Raw genomic sequence first — 16,524 nt, 5'->3', positions numbered from 1 at the left:
CAGTGGCGGCCAGGGACGGTTGCCGGCCGCGGTCGAAGCGGTCCTGTGCGAGGTCATCGGCTTGCGATATCTGAACCGCCAGGAGGAGGCGGTCTACCGGGAGGTCGTACGCCGCTGCCGGGCCGGCGGGCTGCCGGTCCCGGCCCGCGGCACGCCGGCGCGGCGGATCGCGCCCGCAGGTGGCGACGTTCGATTCATCCGTTTCCCGCAGAATGTCCTAGGGATGATCAAGAATGGCGTGCCATGGGATGGATCGGAATCGCGACGGGCCACGAGCTCACCGTCGAGGGGACACGGCGGCCGGTGCTCGCCTGCCGGACGGCCGCGGGCCGCGTGCTGGCCAAGGTGCCCGCCAACGTCAGGAAGGATCCGACCGCGGTACGGCTCGCCGCCCTCTGCGACCGGCTCGGCGAACACGCGCGGGCGGTGCACGACCGGGTCGAGTCCTGGATGGTGCGGTCGCTGCCCGTCCCGGCCGTGGTGTTCGCGGCGGTGTGGGACGACCCGGTGTGGCGCGAGACGCTCACCGACCTGGTCATCGCCCCGATCGTCGACGGCGCGCCCGACCTCGGCCGCTGCGCGCTCCTGCGCGAGGGCGCGTGGACGGGCGCGGGCGCCTTCGCGATCCCGCACCCGCTGCTGCTCGGCGATGAGCTGCCCATCTGGCGGGGACGGAACCTCACGCAGGTTATCGAGCAGGTACACCGCGAGGTGTGGACGCGCCACGCGAGCATGGACCGTACCTTCGGCGTGGTCGACACCTTCGGATACATGGACGCCCACTACGAGAGCGGCGGCGCGTTCGAGCGTCGCGTGCACGAGCTGGGCGGGCGCATCAAGGGGGGCGGGGCGCGGTTCACCGTGCGCGCGCCCGAGCCGCTCGGCATCGAGATCGACCTGCAGTGGAACGGGCCGATGAGCCCGGCCTACATGGCCTGGCTGAGCTTCACCGCGGGCGGCCGGGAGATAGGCGACATCGCCTGGTCCGAGGGCGTCCGCATTCTCATGGCTCTGTACGCGGACCGCACCGTGGACGAGACGGAGCCGGTGGTGGAGGCAGCCGAGGCGTACTCCCGCTACTGCGACGCCCACCAAGGCGAGCCCGGCACCGTGGTGCACTCCGGCATCACCGGCCCGACGCGCGACGTGCTGCTGCGCGCCGGGGCGGTGCTGCCGGGCACGCCCGCCGGCTCCGACGAGGACACGTGCGTCGCCGTCCGCTACGAGCACTCCGTCCTGGACGAGCCGGTCGTCGAACTCGTCCGGCGCGCGGCCGTCAACGGCGACAAGGCCGAGAAGTCGCTGTACGACCTGGACCCGGTGGCGGAGACCGGCGTCGGCACCGTGCACGCGGGCCCGCTCGGCTTCCTCCCGTCCGCCCTGCACCGGTGCCCGAAGCACCGCGCCCGTATCCTGGCCGCGCACACCGACCTGCGGGCCGCCCGCGACCTGGCCGCCCGCAAGCCCGGCCTCGCGCGCACCGCGCTCACCCGTACCGGCGATGACCTGGAGACGCACGCGCCCGAGCTGCTGCCGCCGTTCTACGAGGAGTGCGCGCTGATCCTGGCCGCCGCGGACAGCGCCCGCTTCGCCGCCGCCTTCTTCGACAAGGCCCGCGCCGCCGAGGACACGCACGCGCTGCCGGTCGACGAGGCCGCGCTCGTCGCGGCGCACCTAGCCGCGGGGCCGGACGCCGCCGGAACGGCCACGCTCAAGAAGCACGGCAAGCGGCTCGCCGCCCGCCATCCCGCCCTCGGCGCGTACCGCTGGCACCGCAGCCTGCTCACCGAGTGGTGCGAGGAAGTCCCGGACGGCACGGACGGCGCGCTGGCCCTGGCCGACGGCTGGGCGGCGCTGGCGAAGGCCGCCGGGCACGCGCTCGGCGGGCCCGAGGACGAACGCGCCGTACAGGCCTTGCTGGAGAACGGCTGCATGGAGTCGGCACCGCAGGCCCTCTGGACGTTCGTCCTTCCGCTGCTCGGCCCGATGGCACGGGCGGACGCGGGCATCGGCCGCGCGCTCCTCGGCATCCTGCCGCTGCCCGCCACGGACACTCCCACGGCGAAGAGCGCGGCAGTGTCGCTCCTGCTCGGCAACCTCGCGGGCGCGGGCCTGACCGCCCCGTTCACCACGTCCCCCGGGCTGGCGGGGGCGGCGGCGAAGGACTGGCTCGGCCGCTTCCTGAAGCTGTACGCGGGGCTCGCACTCCCCGTCGCCGGTCTCGGCGACCTCCTGCACGACGCCGGTACGCGGCTGCGCGCGGAGGGCCTCACCTGCGACGACCATGAAGCGGTGCTGGGAGCGGACGAGGACGAGGTCAACCGCTGGGAGGAGACCGCCGCCGACCTCCCGCTCCTCGATCTCCTCCTGGATCGCGGCGTCCCGCTCGCGCGGCCCCGGCTGCTGCACACGTTCAAGCTGTACGACCGGCTCGCCTCCGGAGCGGGCACCGACCTGGCCGCCGTCGCCGCCGACCCGGGCTGGGCTCCGCTGCTGCGCGACGCGATCGTGGGCAACGTGACCAACCAGCTCAACGTCACCGAGCCCGCCGTCCCGAAGCAGACCGCCCCCGAGACCGTACGGGCCCTGACCACGACACCGGGAACGGCGCAGATCGTCGCCGCCATCCTGGCCGAGCATGCCGAGCGGGTCCCACGTCAAGGGCTTCCGGACGCGCACGCCGCCCTGTGCGACGCCGAACGGTTCACCATCGGCGGAGTCCCCGGCCTGCTCCTGGACGGCGTCCGGACGATCGCGACCGGGACGGACCCGGCCCGCGCCCTCGCCGCCACGCTGAGCGGCGGCGTCCTCGACGAACTGGAGTTGCCCGCCTTGGTCCCCGGCCACGTCAGCACCATCACCGACTACCTGGAAGAGAGCGGCACCGACCTGCTCCTGATCGAGTCCGGTCGGCTCTGGGAGCACAAGTTCCGTGCCTGCGTCGTCACACCGGATGGAGCCGGCCCGTCCCACGGCTTCGGTACGTACGAGGACATCTCCCACCGGTCCCACGAACGGACCGAGGCGCGTGACCTCTATGACCGCTGCCTGATCGCCGTGAACGGCCGGGTGACCGTACTGGATCACGGCGGCCCGCACTGCCCGCACGACAGCGCGCATCCCGCCGCCCGCCGCGTCGTACCGGCCGACGGCGAACGGGTCGCCTTCCCCGGTGGCGCCGAGGCCACCGTGTGGCACGGCCACGGCCGGATCATCGAGCTGCGGGACCCGGCCGGGCGGACCATCGGCCGCTACGTCCGCGGCTGGGGCAGGGTGCCCGAGCACGACGGTGCCGAGAACATCAGCACGGTCGCCTGCCACCGCTACGCGTCCGGGACCCGCCTGGTCGCGCCTCCCGGCCGGTGGTCGGCGATGCGGCCGCGCGACCCCGAAGGATCCAGGGCGCTGCGCGCCGTCGACGAGAAGAAGGCGCAGGCCCTGATCGACGTCGCGGACGCTGCGCTCGCCGCCGACCTCATGCGGGTGCTGGACCCCGAGAGCGGGTACGCGGAGAAGGGCGCCGCCCGCGACGAGCTGGCGGGACGGCTCCACCCGCTCCTGCCGGAGATCACCGACGAGTCGCTCTGGAAGGGCGTCACGTTCCTGGTGTGGACGGCCGTCGAATGCCGCGAGCGCGCGTTCGCCCTGCTGGAACGCCTGGCGCTGACCCCGCCGCCCCACCTGCGCCCGGCGCTCGCCGCCGCGCCACCCGCTGTCCGGTCCGAGAAGTCCCCCGAGCCGGACGATCCGGGGCCTGAGTCCGCGTACGCGAGGATCGTCCACTTCACCCGTGCCGCCGTCGATGTGCCGTACGACAAGCAGATCGCGACATTCGACGCCTCCGCTGTCAAGGGCATCGAGAACACGCTGGGCCGCCTCGGCGCCACCGTCCTGGACGCCGCGTGGGGCAACGGCGGCGGGCGCGCGCAACTCCTGAAACTGAAACTGGCCGCCGTCCCCGAACTCCTCCGTACCGACGGCACCTGGCACGTCGCCCGGCTGCGCCCGGAGTACGACCTCGGGCAGATCCACTCGGGCCGCGGCCCCATCGCGGCCGCCGCCGTCGCCGACTACGAGCAGGTGGGGCACGGGTACGCGGTCACGGCCCTCCTCTACACACCGGACGGCCCCGACCCGCTCCTGTTCACCCGCAACCGCGCCGTCGAGCTGCGGACCTGCCGCGGCTGGGGCGACCCGGACCGGCTCCGGCGGGCGCTCGACCTGATCGCCGAGAACGGCCCGCCGCCCGTGGACCGGGAGGCGACCGTACGGGCGTTCGCCGAGGCCACCGGCCTGTCACCGGCCCAGTGCCTGATCCTGCTGTCCACCTCGGCCCGCACGCTCTCCTGGCCGGACGGCTGGGCGCGGGGCCGCGTCGCCGCCTTCCGCAAGGGCGACGCCGCCCGCGCCCGCGAACTCGACCTGACCGAGATCGAACTGCGCATCGCCGCGCTCTGTCTGGAGGCGTTCACCACCACCGACGAGGCCGTCGAAGTCGTCGAGTCGCTCATGCCCGACGACCCCGCCGACCTCTGGCGTACGGGCCCCGACCTGGACCGGGCGGTCGCGTACTGGACGGAACGCCACCCGAGGCTCACCCCGCTCACCACCGAGCAGTGGGTCACCCTCGCCTCCGGCGCCGAGGACGCCCTGGAGGCGCTGATCGCCCTGCTCGGCGAGCGTCCGTCCGTACCGCCGCTGGGTCACATCGCCCGCGCTGTGAGGCTCCTGGCCGACCGCCTGCCCAAGGACCACCCCACCCGCACGACCGCCGCCGCCCGCCTGCGTGACCTGCACGAACACGTCGTCGGCCCGGACACGACCCTGCCCATCGCCGTCGGGATCACCTCGGTCACCGCCCTGGAACGAGCCGCCGGAACGACCGCGGCCCACCTCCCGGAGAGCAGGCTCGCCATCGGCGAAGCCCTCACCCTGGAGCCCGCCGGAGACGGCTACCGCGTCCACCTCCGCCCGTCCCGCTGGTCCGACCTGGACGCGCTGGCCCCGGCCCTCCGCCGCGGCGGCGCCAGCGGTGTCGCCCTGGTCATGGAGGACCTGCGCTTCCTCCGTTCGTCCGAGCCACTGGAGGCCGCGGTCCTGCTGGGGTGATGTGACAGGCGTCAAGCGAGACGATCGAGCAGGCGGCCGAAGACGCCTGAATCATCACACTCGATGGCGTATCCGTAGGTGATCGGCTGCTTGCCGGTGTGCAGCCTCTTCGGGAATCGGCGCATGTTCGAGCCATGTCGGAAGTCGGCGGGGATCGTCGCCCCCGCCAGGTCGAACAGCCGGGCCAGCTCGGTCTCTGGATGGATCAGCACCGCGATCACGTTCGCCGGCGTGCGTCGCCGGTCGAGATAGACGACCACGCCACGGTCGGGCTGTTCCAGCTCGCAGTAGTACTTCACCACGTGCGTGAGCTGGAAGCCGTACTCGCCGGCGACGGTGACGAGAGATCTCTCCAGCTCGCTCAGCGGATGTCGATCGATGCCCACGGCACTTCCTCTCGTTCAGGGAACCGATCTTCTGGCAGAAGGCGTGTGCCCACAAGCCCCGGTGTAGTCATGAGCCAACCGCTAAGCAAACCGACTGTTCTGTTTGGTAGGCTGGCAGGCATGGTCGATCAGCCCCTGACCTCCCGTGGCGTCGCGACGCGCGATCGCATCCTCGACGTGGCGACCCGGGAGTTCGCCGAGTACGGGATCGCCGGGGCCCGCATCGAGCGGATCGTGGCCGCCGCACGCACCAACAAGGCGCAGCTCTACGCCTACTTCGGCAGCAAGGAAGGGCTGTTCGACGCCATCTTCCTCGGTTCGCTGGAGCGGATCGTGAACGTCGTCCCGATCGACGCCACCGACCTCGCGGACTGGGCCGTGCGTCTGTACGACGAGTACCTCCGCCGCCCCGACCTCATCCGGCTGGCCACCTGGGCCCGCTTGGAGCGACGCCCCGCAGGCCACCTCGTCGAGGCCGACGGTCTCAACGACCACAAGCTGAACGCGATCGCCGAGGCGCAGGCCGCGGGCATCGTGATACCAGGGGACCCGTTCGACGTGATGGCCATGGTCATCGCGATGTCCATGGCATGGTCACCGGTCAGCAACGTCTACGCCGCCACCGCCGAGGAGCCCTCCGAACTGCACGAGCGGCGTCGCGCCCTGCTCCGCGAGAGCGTCAGGCGCGCCGTGACGACCGGCTGAAACGTCCCGGCCTCGTTCCTGACCGCGTGGGTGTGACGTGGGCCGTCCGGGCCGTGGACATGGAATGCTGGTGGCGGGTACGTGGTTGACAGGTTTGCACCTGGAGATGACATACCGACTTCACTCGACGATACGAGGAGCCACTGGTGGCGAGCATCGAGGTAACCGAGAAGAACTTCAACGACATCGCCGACAAGGGGATTGTCCTGCTCGACTTCTGGGCCGAATGGTGTGGCCCGTGCAAGATGTTCGGACCGATCTTCGAGAAGGCGTCCGACAAGCACGAGGACATCACCTTCGGCAAGATCGACACCGATGCGGAGCAGGCGCTCGCCCAGGGCTTCGACATCAGCTCGATCCCGACGCTCATGGCGATCCGGGACGGCATCGTGGTCTACGCGCAGCCCGGCGCGATCCCGGCGCCCGCGCTCGAAGACCTGATCAGCCAGGTTCGCGCCCTCGACATGGACTCGATCAGGGCCGAGCTCAATGAGGAGCTGAAGAGCGCCGAGCAGAACTGACCGCACCACGAAGCCCCGCCGCACCAGCGGGGCTTTTCCGTTCTCTGTTTTACGGCCGACCAGAGCCTGGGTTTTGGCACTTTACCGTGGCGGGGGCGTCCAGCCGGGGCGGGGTGTCGAGGCGAGGAGAAGCTGAGTGTAGGGCTGTTGCGGTTGGTTCAGGATCGCGTTGGCCTCGCCCTGTTCCACGATCCTGCCGTGCCGCAGGACGACCACGTCGTGTGCGATCTGCCGGACGACGGCCAGGTCGTGCGTGATGAACACGTACGCCGTGCGGGTCTGTGCCTGCAGATCGTTGAGCAGGTTGAGGACCTGGGCTTGGACCGACACGTCGAGCGCGGAGACGGCTTCGTCGAGGACGACGACCTCCGGCTGAGCCGCCAGCGCCCTGGCGATGGCGACGCGCTGCCGTTGCCCGCCCGACAGGGCCCGCGGGGTGACCGTCGCGTGGTGCGGTGTGAGCCCCACGGCGTCGAGCAGCTCCCGGACACGCTCGCGACGCTGGGACGGGGACAGCCGGCAGTGCAGAGCCACCGCTTCGGCGATCGCGTCACCGATCTTCTGGCGAGGGTTCAGCGAGGTGAACGGGTCCTGGGCCACAAGCTGGAGTTGGGAGCCCCGGTGACGGCGCGACCGGGTCGAGCGCGCGGGACGGCTGCGGTCCTCTCCGCAGACCTGGACGGTTCCCGAGGTAGCGGTCTGCAGACCGGTCAGGATGGCGCCGATGGTGGACTTGCCGGCACCGGATTCACCGACCAGCGCCAGGGTCCGGCCCTGGTCCACGGTGAAGGAGACGTCGTCGACCACGTTGGGCGCGTCGGCGTGCCCGTAGCGTTTGACGAGGTGACTGACGCGGATCACCGGATCACCGCTCATCGCGACCTCCTTGCGCTGGTGCCGTGGTCGGTGCGGTGACGGCGCCGGTCAGCGGCAGCTCGTGGTCGAGTGCGCCGGCGATGATCTCCTCGGCTCGGTGGCAGTGCACCCGGCCGCCGACGTGTTCGAGAGCCGGGGGCGGCGTCGTGTCGCAGGGGGAGATCCGGACAGGGCAGCGGCCGGCGAAGGGGCAGCCGGTGCCGCTGTCGGTGGCTGAGACCGGCGTCCCGGCGATGACGGGGATGCGATCCAGCCGGGTCGCCAGGGGCGGCCGGCAGGAGAGCAGGCCGCGGGTGTACGGATGCACGGGGGCCCGCCGCGCTGTCTCGGCGTCCGCGACCTCGACGATCAGCCCGGCGTAGACGACCGCGATCCGGTCGCAGACGGCGGTCGCCAGATCGAGGTCATGGGTGACGAACAGCATCGCGATGCGCAGGTCGCGGCGGAGCCGATCGGTCAGGGCCAGGACATCGGCCTGCGTGGTGACGTCGAGAGCGGTGGTGGGCTCGTCGGCCAGCAGCAGGACCGGCTGGACCATGATGACGGAAGCGATCATGACCCGTTGGAGCAGGCCGCCCGACAGCTCGAAGGGATACTGCCGCATACGGCGTTCCGGGTCGGAGACGCCCATCCGGGTCAGCACGTCGACGGCCGAGGCGCGCGCGGCGTCGACGTCTTGGCCGCGGTCTCGCGCCGTCTCGAGGAGGAAGTCGCCGATCGTGTGCATCGGGTTGATGGCCGAGCGGGAATCCTGGAAGACGTAGCCGACCTCGGTCTGCCGGAACCGCCGCAGGTCCTTGCCCCGCAGCCGGTTGACGTCCCGGCCGCCGACGAGGACGTCGCCGCCGACCCGGGCCCCGGGCGGGGTGAGACGTGCGATGCAGCGCAAGGTCATCGACTTGCCGGACCCGGACTCGCCGACCAATCCGACGGCCTCGCCCGCCCGCACGGTGAGGTCGAGGCCGCGCAGGATGGGCCGGATGTCGCCGTCGTCGCCGGTGACGTCGAGCCGGAGGTTCCTCAACGAGAGCAGGGCTTCGGCGGATCCAGGGGTCATCGCGAACCTCCCTCGCTGGTCCGGGGGCGCAGGAGGCGCGTCGATCGGCGCCGCGTGGGTTTGTCTCCGGACAACCGGGCCCCCAGAACGAAAAGGCTGAGGACGGTGGTGACGACGAGAGTCCCGGCGGCCAGCACCTGGCCGGGATGGCCCTGCAGTATGGCGTCGCGATCGCTCATCAGCACTCCCCAATCCGCAGTGGGCGCTTGTACCGCGAGCCCCAGGAAGGACAGGGACGCCAGGTCGATGAGAGCGTAGGCGAACGTTATGGTCGCCTGGCCGGCGATCACCGGCGCGAGGTTGCGGAGCAGATGCACGCCGGCGATCTTGACCACGGACTGGCCCTGGACGCTGAGCGCGTCCACGTAGGGAAGGCGGCGTTCCTGCTCGGCGGCCGTCATGGTCAGCTTGCCCACGTACGGCAGGTAGGCGACGGCGAGTGCGATGACCGCGGGCCACAGCCCGGGCCCGAACAGGGAGACGGCGAGGATCGCCAGCAGCAGTCCCGGGATGGCGAACACGATGTCCAGCGCCCGGGTGATGACGAACGCGACGACACCGCCGTGCCAGGCGGCCGCCAGCGCCAGGGGGATGCCGACGACGAGGGAGAGCAGGACGATCGCGGCCGGCCCGAGCAGGCTGGTTTGCGCGCCGTACATGAGGCGGGAGGCGATGTCCCGGCCGGTGGCGTCGGTTCCCAGCCAGTGCTCGATCGAGGGCGGGGCGAACGGCGCGAGCAGGTCGCCGTGGTTGGGGTCGGCGGGGGCAAGGAGCGGCGCCAGGGCCGCGAGCAGGATGGCGAGGCCGATGATGGCGAGGGCGAGCCGGCCGGTGGCGCCGAGGTACGGGGACCGGAGGCCTCGCCTGGGCGGTGGCGGGACGGTCGTGATCGTACGAGGGCCGGCGGTCGGTGCGGTCATGAGATCACCGTCCGATGAAGGCGTGGGTCGAACCGGGCCACGAGGACGTCGGCTCCGAGGTTCAGCAGGACGAAGGCGGAGACCAGGAGCAGGCAGACGGCTTGGACGACGGGGAAGTCCTTCTGCTGCACCGAGGTGATGAGCAACTGTCCGACGCCGGCCAGGCCGAAGGCCTGCTCGACGACCACAGCGCCGGCGAACAGGCTCGCGATCTGCAGGCCCGCCACGGAGATCACCGGCCCGGCCGAATTGCGCAGCACGTGGCTGCGGACGAGCCGGTGGGTGGACAGACCCCGGGCCACCGCGGTCTGTACGTGGTCGGATGCGAGCTGCTCGCGGGCGGTGGCCCGGGTGATGCGGGCCAGCAGCCCGCTGGCGATGATCGCGAGACTCAGGGCCGGAAGGGTGAGGCTTCGCCACCATCCCCCGATCTCGTCGGTCAATCCGTACGCCGGGAACCAGCCGAGGCCGACGGCGAAGACGGAGATGGTCAATGAGGACGCGACGAAGGCGGGAACGGCTGTGGCCGTGGAGACGAGGACGTTGACGACGCCGTCGACCGGTCCCGGGCGCAGCGCCGAGAGCAGACCCAGCCCGATGCCGAGGACGATGATCAGGATCGAGGCGTAGCCGACCAGCGCGGCGGTGACGACGAGCGGGTGGGCGAGCCTTGAGGCGACGTCCTGCTGGGAGACCAGCGAGGTCCCCAGGTCACCGTGGAGCACCTGTCCGAGCCAGCGGACGTACCGGGTGAGGAACGGCTCGTCCAGGCCGAGATGTTCGCGGACCGCCGCGCGCACTTCAGGTGGGGGGTTGCGGGCACCGAACAGCACCGATTCGGGACTGCCGGGGGACAGGTAGACGCTGGCGTAGATGGCGAAGCTGGCGGCGAGCAGGGTGACCAGCAGACCCAGCAACCGTTTCATCAGGAACCCGGTCATGTCGCGCCTCCTTCCGGACGGCTCTTGACGTCGATCACGGGAGGTCACTTGCCACCGATGGCCGCCGCCCACGGAGAGGTCATGTAGGCGAACGTCAGCGGCGCGCCAGTGAGCCGGTTGTTCTGGTACACGATCGCGCGAGGCTGGACGATCGGGATCGAGGGCAGATCCCGGGCGAGTTGCGCCTCGGCCTCCACGACGAGTCCGGCGCGTTCCGCGAGTTCGGTGGTCTGCCCGGCCTGGTCGAGCAGCCGCTCGACCGTGGGGCTGGAGTACCCGCTGAAGTTGGTGCCGCCGGTCTTGGAGCCGTACAGCCGGTCCATCAGGTACGGCTCGGGAAGCTCGACGTAGTTGAGCGTGATGAACAGGTCGAACGGCTTGCGCGCGCCCTGGTCGGAAAAGAGCGAGCCGTACTGCTGGTTGGGCAGGCCGACGAGCTTGAGGTTGATCCCGATCTGGGCGGCCTCCTGCTGCAGTACCGTGGCGAGCTGCACGAGCTGCGGGTTGCCGGACGGGTACCCGAAGGCGAGGGTCGCCCCGGTCGCGCCGGCCTGCTGGACCAATGCTTTGGCCGCGGCGACGTCCGGCTGCTTCACCAGGGGGTCGTAGGCGGCCTTGAATGTGGCCTTCTCGTACCCCCACAGGCCCGGTCCCGTCACCTTGTACAGCGGGTCGGCGGCTGCCTTGAAGAGGGTCTTCGCGATCGCGGCCCGGTCGATCACCATCGACAGGGCCTGCCGTACCCGGACGTCCGCTCCCGGGCCGCTCTCCTTGGACATCAGCAGGTCCACGTTGATCGGCGTGGACCCCTCGCCGCCCAGATAGGCCTTGCCGGTCGTGGCGGATCGCAGCTGGTCCAGCAGGTTGCTCGGGATGTTGAACGCGCCGTCGATCTGGCCGGAGAGCAGGCCGTTGACCAGCGCGGAGTTGTCGGCGGGGAAGACGAAGGTGAACGTTTTCGCGCGAGCCTTGTGCGCGGTGTCCCAGTAGGCGTCGTTGCGGGTGAGCACGAGCTTCGATGACCCGTCGTAGGAGGTGAACCGGTAGGGCCCCGTGCACACCACGCCGACGTCGGGGCTGCCGAAGGACTGGCCCTTGGCGACGGCGAACTTCTTCTGCACCACGGCACCCGCCAAAGTGGCCAGAACGGTGGGGAAGGTCGGCTCCGGCCGGCTGAAGGTGATCGTCACCGTCGACTGGTCCGCCGCCTCGATCGAGGTGACGGTGGCGAAGTTGGCCGCGTAGCCCGAGGCCGCCTTCGGGTCGAGGTTGCGCTTGAGGCTGTAGACGACGTCCTCGGCGGTCATGGGGGTGCCGTCGGAGAAGGTCACGCCCGTGCGCAGGCTCAGCTTCAGGGTGGTGGGGGTGGTGAAGGTGTAGGACCGGGCCAGGCCGGGGGAGAGGGAGTAGTCGCCGGCGACCCGGATCAGCGACTCGCAGATGTTCGGGATGACGGTCTCTTCCGGATAGTCGGGGACCTTCACCGGATCCAGCGTGTAGAGCGGCCGGTAGTCGCCGGACCAGGTCACCGCCGCCAGATCCTTGGTCGCCGTCCCCGTGGAGACCTGCGAGGCGCCGATGGCGGCGATCGCCGGGCCCGACGGCGTGGTGGGGGACGTTCCGGCCCCGGCGCAGGCGGTCAGCGTCATGAGCATGGAGCCGACCAGGCAGGCGCCGGTCAGCGACGGGGGACGGTGGAGGTGGGCCATGGGTGCCTCTCCTGTACTCGGGCGGCTGGTTGAGTGGCGGAACGCCGGGGCGCCCAGCGCGTGGATCAGTCGTCGACGTGGACGGGGTGCCCGTCGACGTACGTGCGGTGGACCCGGGTCTTCGCGATGTGTTCCGTGGGCCCGTCGAAGGGGTCGCGGTCAAGGACGACGAGGTCGCCGCGCATCCCCACCGCGATGGCGCCGGTCAGCTGGTCAACGCGGTTCACCCAGGCCGAGCCCACGGTGTAGGCGGCCATGGCCACGGGGAGGGGGAGCGCCTGCCCGCCCTCCAGCGGCTGGGTGCCCGCCGGGGCCTCCCCGCTGATCCGGTTCACGGCTACGTGGATGCCGGCCAGCGGGTCGGGGCTGGAGACCGGCCAGTCGCTGCCCATCACGATCGTCGCCCCGTCGCGGTGCAGGTCACCGAACGGGTACTGCCATCGTGACCGTTCGGGCCCGAGGAACGGGATGGCGAGTTCGTCCATCTGCGGTTCGTGGCAGGCCCACAGCGGCTGGAGGTTCGCCGCCGCCGACAGCCGGCGGAACCGGGCGACGTCGTCCGGATGGACCACCTGCAGGTGCGCCAGGTGGTGTCTGCCGCCCGACGCGCCGTTCGCCGCCCGGGCCGCCTCGATCGCGTCGAGGACGTCGCGGACCGCCCGATCTCCCAGAGCGTGGAAGTGGACGTCGAATCCCGCGGCGTCCAGGGCGACGGTCACCCGGCGGAGGGTGTCCGGGGCGAGGAAGCTCAGGCCGTGGTTGCCGGTGGGGTGGCCGCAGCGGTCCAGGTACGGTTCGAGCAGGGCCGCGGTGAAGGTCTCGATCACGCCGTCCTGCATCACCTTGACACTGTGCACACGGTATCGGTCACCCGCGGCCGCCGCCTGGCCGCGGACGGCGTGGAAGCGGGCGATCTGCTCGGCGATCGCCTCCGCCGGGCAGGCCCGGTCCCACCACAGCGCGCCGGACACGCGGGCGGTCAGCCACCCCTCCCGCTGCGCCCGCAGGTAGGACGCATGAGCCGACGGGCCGTCCCCGTCGACTCGCACCATCGCGTCCTGCCAGCCCACCACTCCCAGGGAGTGCAGGTATCGCAGTGCCTCCCGCAGGCCGTCGTCGAACTCCTGCTGCGTGTCCGGAGGCAGGATCCCGGCGACCAGGTCCATCGCCCCTTCGTGCAGCAGTCCGGTGGGCTCGCCGTCCGTGTCGCGCTCGATCCGTCCGTCGGCGGGATCGGGGGTCCGCGCGTCGATACCGGCGCGCCGCAGGGCCGCGCTGTTCACCCAGGCCGAGTGGTGGTCGCGGTTGGGCAGGAACACCGGTCGGTCCGCGACGACGGCGTCGAGCGCGACACGGTCGGGTCGCCCGCCCGGGAAGACCTCCATCGACCAACCGCCGCCCAGAACCCACTCGCGCTCCGGGTGCCGGGCGGCATAGGCGCCGATTCGGTTGAGGTACCACTCGAGCGTCCGGCCCTCGGTCAGGTCGCAGCGGGCCCGTTCCAGACCGCCGTGCACGGGATGGGCGTGGGCGTCGACGAAGCCCGGCACCAGCGCTCGCCCGTCGAGATCGACCACCTCGTCGGCCCGCCTCAGATACTCGGCCACCGCGTCGTCGCCACCGACCGCGACGATCTCTCCGGCCTCTACGGCGACGGCGCCTGCCCAGGTACGGGCAGCGTCCGCGGTGAACACGCGCCCGTTGCGGAACACGGTCAGCGGAGCGTCGTGATCGTGCGGCATGGACGTCATCAGGGCCTCTTCCTCGGCGGGACGCTGGTCCCACGATTGGATACGATGCCATGGCTGTTGTCAACGCTGTTGACAACAGCACTCGTGTTACGATCGCGTGTCACTGATCAGAGAGGTGGACATGGCCAGGCGGCAGCCGAAAATCACGACGGCCGGCGACGCGAAGGGCGCGGCCTCCCCGGCCCGTCGTGACCGGGCGCCCGCGCTCAGCTCCGAGCTGATCGTCGACCGTGCGCTGGAGCTGACCGACCGCGACGGCGCCGCGGCACTGACCATGCGTCGTCTGGGCGAGGAACTCGGCGTCGACCCAACCGCGGTGTACCGGCACTTCCGCGACAAGGACGACCTCGTGCTCGCCTGTATGGACCGGCTCATCCAAGAGGCATACGCGGCGATCGAGTCCAGCGTCGACCGATCCGATTGGAGAGCGGTCCTCCGAACGGTCTCGGCTCACAGCTGGCGCGCATGCATGGACCACCCGGCCATCTACTCCATGGCGTTCCACCGCACCACCGGCGGACCCGGCGAACGGAAGATGGTCGATCTCCTGCTGTCCAGCCTCGCCTCGACCGGCCTGTCCCCGGAGCGGACCGTCCTCTACTACCGCGCCTTCGTCGACTCCATGCTCGGCATGTGCGGCATGAAGGCGGCCGGCGACAGCCTCGCCCCTCCCCTGCGCGAGAAGGACAACAGCGCCTGGACGAGGATCTACGCGATACTGCCGCAGGCCGAGTACCCCGCGGCCCGAGCTCATGCCCAGCAACTCGCCGAGGTGACCGAGTGGGACATCTACCGGTCCGTAACCGATTCGATGATCAGCCTTATCGAGGACGCCCTACGCGGCTGAGGCACGAGTACGGTTCATGAGGCCCAGCGTCAGGTCAGATGCTCGGTCTTCGAGGTTCCACCGCCCTTGGCGGTAGGCGTGATTGCTGACCCAGAACACCATGATGCCGTCGTGGAGGGATCTGACGTAGGCGGCCAGCGACCAGGAGTTGCCGCCGTCGTGCCAGGCGATCCGCCCGTCGTCGGTGTCGCGGACGCTCCAGCCGTAGGCGTACGACTCATCCGAGGCGGGCATCCGCACGTGGGGGGTGAAGAGCTTGTCTCTGGCGCTCGCCGAGAGGATGGCATCACCGGTCAGGGCGTGGTGCCAGCGGAACATGTCGCGTGCGGTGGACAGCATGCCGCCGTTGCCGCGCAGGTTCCAGTACGGGCCGTCCGCCGCCCACCGATGCTCGTACGGGCGGCCTCTGCTGTTTCCCTTGGCGTCGTATTCCACGGCGACCTGAGCGGGATTCCATCGGGGCAGTACGTACCCGGTGCTGGTCATGCCCGCGGGAGTGAACAGGTATGTCACCAGGAATCGCTCGTAGCTCAGGCCGGAGACCTTCTCGACGATCGCGGCGAGCATGCTGTAGCCCACGTTGGAGTAGTGGAATTCCGCTCCTGGCTCCGACAGCGGTCTGGATGCCAGCGCTCTGGCCAGCATGTCGTCACGGGACAGCACGTCGTAGTCGTCGCCGAGCCCTTCGACCAAGCCTGCGGTGTGCGTCAGCAGGTGATGCAGGGTGATCGGGCGCTTGCCGACGGGGACCGGCCCGAGGTACGTGCTGATCCGGTCGCTCGTCCGGAGCTTGCCCATCATCTCCAGCTTCAGGATCGCGGCCGCGGTGAACTGCTTGGTGATCGACATGACGTCGTACACCGTGTCGCAGGTCGCGGCGATCCGCGCGTCGCGGTCGGCCAGGCCGAAGCCCTGACAGTAAGAGATCTGATCGCCGCGCGCTGCGATGACCGTGCCGCCAGATCCTTCGGGAAGCACGCGAGCGAGGAAATCGCCGACCGGTTCGTCGGCTGCCGGGGAGCAAGCGGCCAGGGCCAGCGCGACCATGAGCAGCGCGCCGGTGCGGATCCGGTTCATGCGACCTCACAAGTGATTTGTCCGGGGGGCACAAGTTGACCGATGCGGCCGGAACTGATCAACATGTCGAGGTGTCCGGGTTTGTGCGGGACGCTGTACGGCCAGCTCAGCGCCGTGCCGTGCACCGGCAAGCTATCGATCGCTACGCGACCCAAGGGGCGACCATGACCGCCACACCACCGCCGTCACCGTCGGCAGCCACCGACGAGGCCACCTTCATGGCCGGGCTACGGGCTCTCAAGGCCTGGTCTGGCCGCAGCTTCCGGCAGCTCGAACGATGTGCGTCCGCCGCCGGTGACACGCTGCCCTCCTCCACCGCCTCCACGATGCTCGGCAAGAACCGGCTGCCACGCGAGGAACTTCTCGTGGCGTTCGTCAGAGGCTGCGGCCTCGGCGAGGAGAACGTGCGGGCGTGGGTGGTCGCCCGCACGAAGATCGTCGACGGGACGGCTGCTGCTCCGATCGCCGCGCCCTTGCGGCACGCGACTTGGCGGCGGCCGGTGATCGTGGCGGCGGCAGCACTGGCGATGGCGTTCGCCGGTGGCGCGGCAGTCACCGCGCTCCTTGCGGGCGGCTCCATCGACACTGAGGAGACAGTGGTCGTCACACGGTGACCTCACCCAGT

The 16,524-nt window shown here is 70.7% G+C and carries 13 protein-coding genes; 5 read left to right on the top strand and 8 right to left on the bottom strand.

What is annotated here, in order from left to right; genetic code table 11:
* Positions 1–243 precede the first annotated feature (243 nt).
* Entirely contained in the window at positions 244–5,109 is a 4,866-nt protein-coding gene (locus tag KME78_RS37455; protein WP_219534197.1) for a DUF4132 domain-containing protein, read from the top strand.
* A gap of 11 nt (positions 5,110–5,120) precedes the next feature.
* On the opposite strand, the gene KME78_RS37450 is transcribed toward KME78_RS37455, so the two are convergent.
* Positions 5,121–5,495: a hypothetical protein gene (locus tag KME78_RS37450; RefSeq protein WP_219534196.1), complete on the bottom strand. Its 375-nt coding sequence runs from the start codon at positions 5,493–5,495 to the stop codon at positions 5,121–5,123.
* Positions 5,496–5,615: 120 nt separating this feature from the next.
* Between KME78_RS37450 and KME78_RS37445 the strand changes: the two genes are divergently transcribed.
* On the top strand, positions 5,616–6,200 hold the full coding sequence (locus KME78_RS37445) for a TetR/AcrR family transcriptional regulator (RefSeq protein WP_219534195.1): 585 nt from the start codon (positions 5,616–5,618) through the stop codon (positions 6,198–6,200).
* Positions 6,201–6,346: 146 nt separating this feature from the next.
* On the top strand, positions 6,347–6,721 hold the full coding sequence (gene trxA / locus KME78_RS37440) for a thioredoxin (protein WP_219534194.1): 375 nt from the start codon (positions 6,347–6,349) through the stop codon (positions 6,719–6,721).
* Positions 6,722–6,802: 81 nt separating this feature from the next.
* Here the strand turns inward: trxA and KME78_RS37435 are convergent, their stop codons facing one another.
* The 6 genes from KME78_RS37435 to KME78_RS37410 form a co-directional block, all read right to left on the bottom strand.
* Positions 6,803–7,597, bottom strand: a complete 795-nt coding sequence (locus KME78_RS37435; RefSeq protein WP_219534193.1) for an ABC transporter ATP-binding protein — start codon at positions 7,595–7,597, stop codon at positions 6,803–6,805.
* Positions 7,587–8,654 (bottom strand): ABC transporter ATP-binding protein, encoded by a 1,068-nt coding sequence (locus KME78_RS37430; RefSeq protein ID WP_219534192.1) that lies wholly within the window; start codon positions 8,652–8,654, stop codon positions 7,587–7,589. Before KME78_RS37430 ends, KME78_RS37435 begins: the two co-directional genes overlap by 11 nt.
* Complete coding sequence (locus KME78_RS37425; RefSeq protein ID WP_219534191.1) at positions 8,651–9,574, bottom strand: ABC transporter permease; 924 nt, start codon at positions 9,572–9,574, stop codon at positions 8,651–8,653. The genes KME78_RS37430 and KME78_RS37425 overlap by 4 nt, the downstream gene beginning before the upstream one ends.
* Positions 9,571–10,515 carry an ABC transporter permease gene (locus tag KME78_RS37420; RefSeq protein ID WP_219534190.1) on the bottom strand — a complete coding sequence of 315 codons (945 nt, stop codon included), beginning with the start codon at positions 10,513–10,515 and terminating at the stop codon, positions 9,571–9,573. The genes KME78_RS37425 and KME78_RS37420 overlap by 4 nt, the downstream gene beginning before the upstream one ends.
* Before the next feature lie 44 nt (positions 10,516–10,559).
* The gene (locus tag KME78_RS37415) at positions 10,560–12,224 is read right to left on the bottom strand and encodes an ABC transporter substrate-binding protein (RefSeq protein ID WP_219534189.1); all 1,665 of its coding nucleotides are present in this window, start codon (positions 12,222–12,224) and stop codon (positions 10,560–10,562) included.
* A gap of 65 nt (positions 12,225–12,289) precedes the next feature.
* Positions 12,290–13,975: an amidohydrolase gene (locus KME78_RS37410; protein WP_246652771.1), complete on the bottom strand. Its 1,686-nt coding sequence runs from the start codon at positions 13,973–13,975 to the stop codon at positions 12,290–12,292.
* 97 nt (positions 13,976–14,072) lie between these two features.
* Here KME78_RS37410 and KME78_RS37405 point away from each other — a divergent pair, with 97 nt between their 5' ends.
* Complete coding sequence (locus KME78_RS37405; RefSeq protein ID WP_219534188.1) at positions 14,073–14,822, top strand: TetR/AcrR family transcriptional regulator; 750 nt, start codon at positions 14,073–14,075, stop codon at positions 14,820–14,822.
* Here KME78_RS37405 and KME78_RS37400 read toward each other — a convergent pair.
* Positions 14,811–15,899 carry a serine hydrolase domain-containing protein gene (locus KME78_RS37400; protein WP_219534187.1) on the bottom strand — a complete coding sequence of 363 codons (1,089 nt, stop codon included), beginning with the start codon at positions 15,897–15,899 and terminating at the stop codon, positions 14,811–14,813. The two genes, KME78_RS37405 and KME78_RS37400, sit on opposite strands and share 12 nt — an antisense overlap.
* A gap of 164 nt (positions 15,900–16,063) precedes the next feature.
* On the opposite strand from KME78_RS37400, the gene KME78_RS37395 reads away from it, so the two are divergent.
* Positions 16,064–16,513, top strand: a complete 450-nt coding sequence (locus KME78_RS37395) for a hypothetical protein (RefSeq protein ID WP_219534186.1) — start codon at positions 16,064–16,066, stop codon at positions 16,511–16,513.
* Positions 16,514–16,524: the final 11 nt, after the last annotated feature.

The organism is Nonomuraea guangzhouensis, from assembly GCF_019396345.1.
GTDB classification, from domain to species: Bacteria; Actinomycetota; Actinomycetes; order Streptosporangiales; family Streptosporangiaceae; genus Nonomuraea; species Nonomuraea guangzhouensis.
This window is presented reverse-complemented; position numbering and strand designations above follow the sequence as displayed.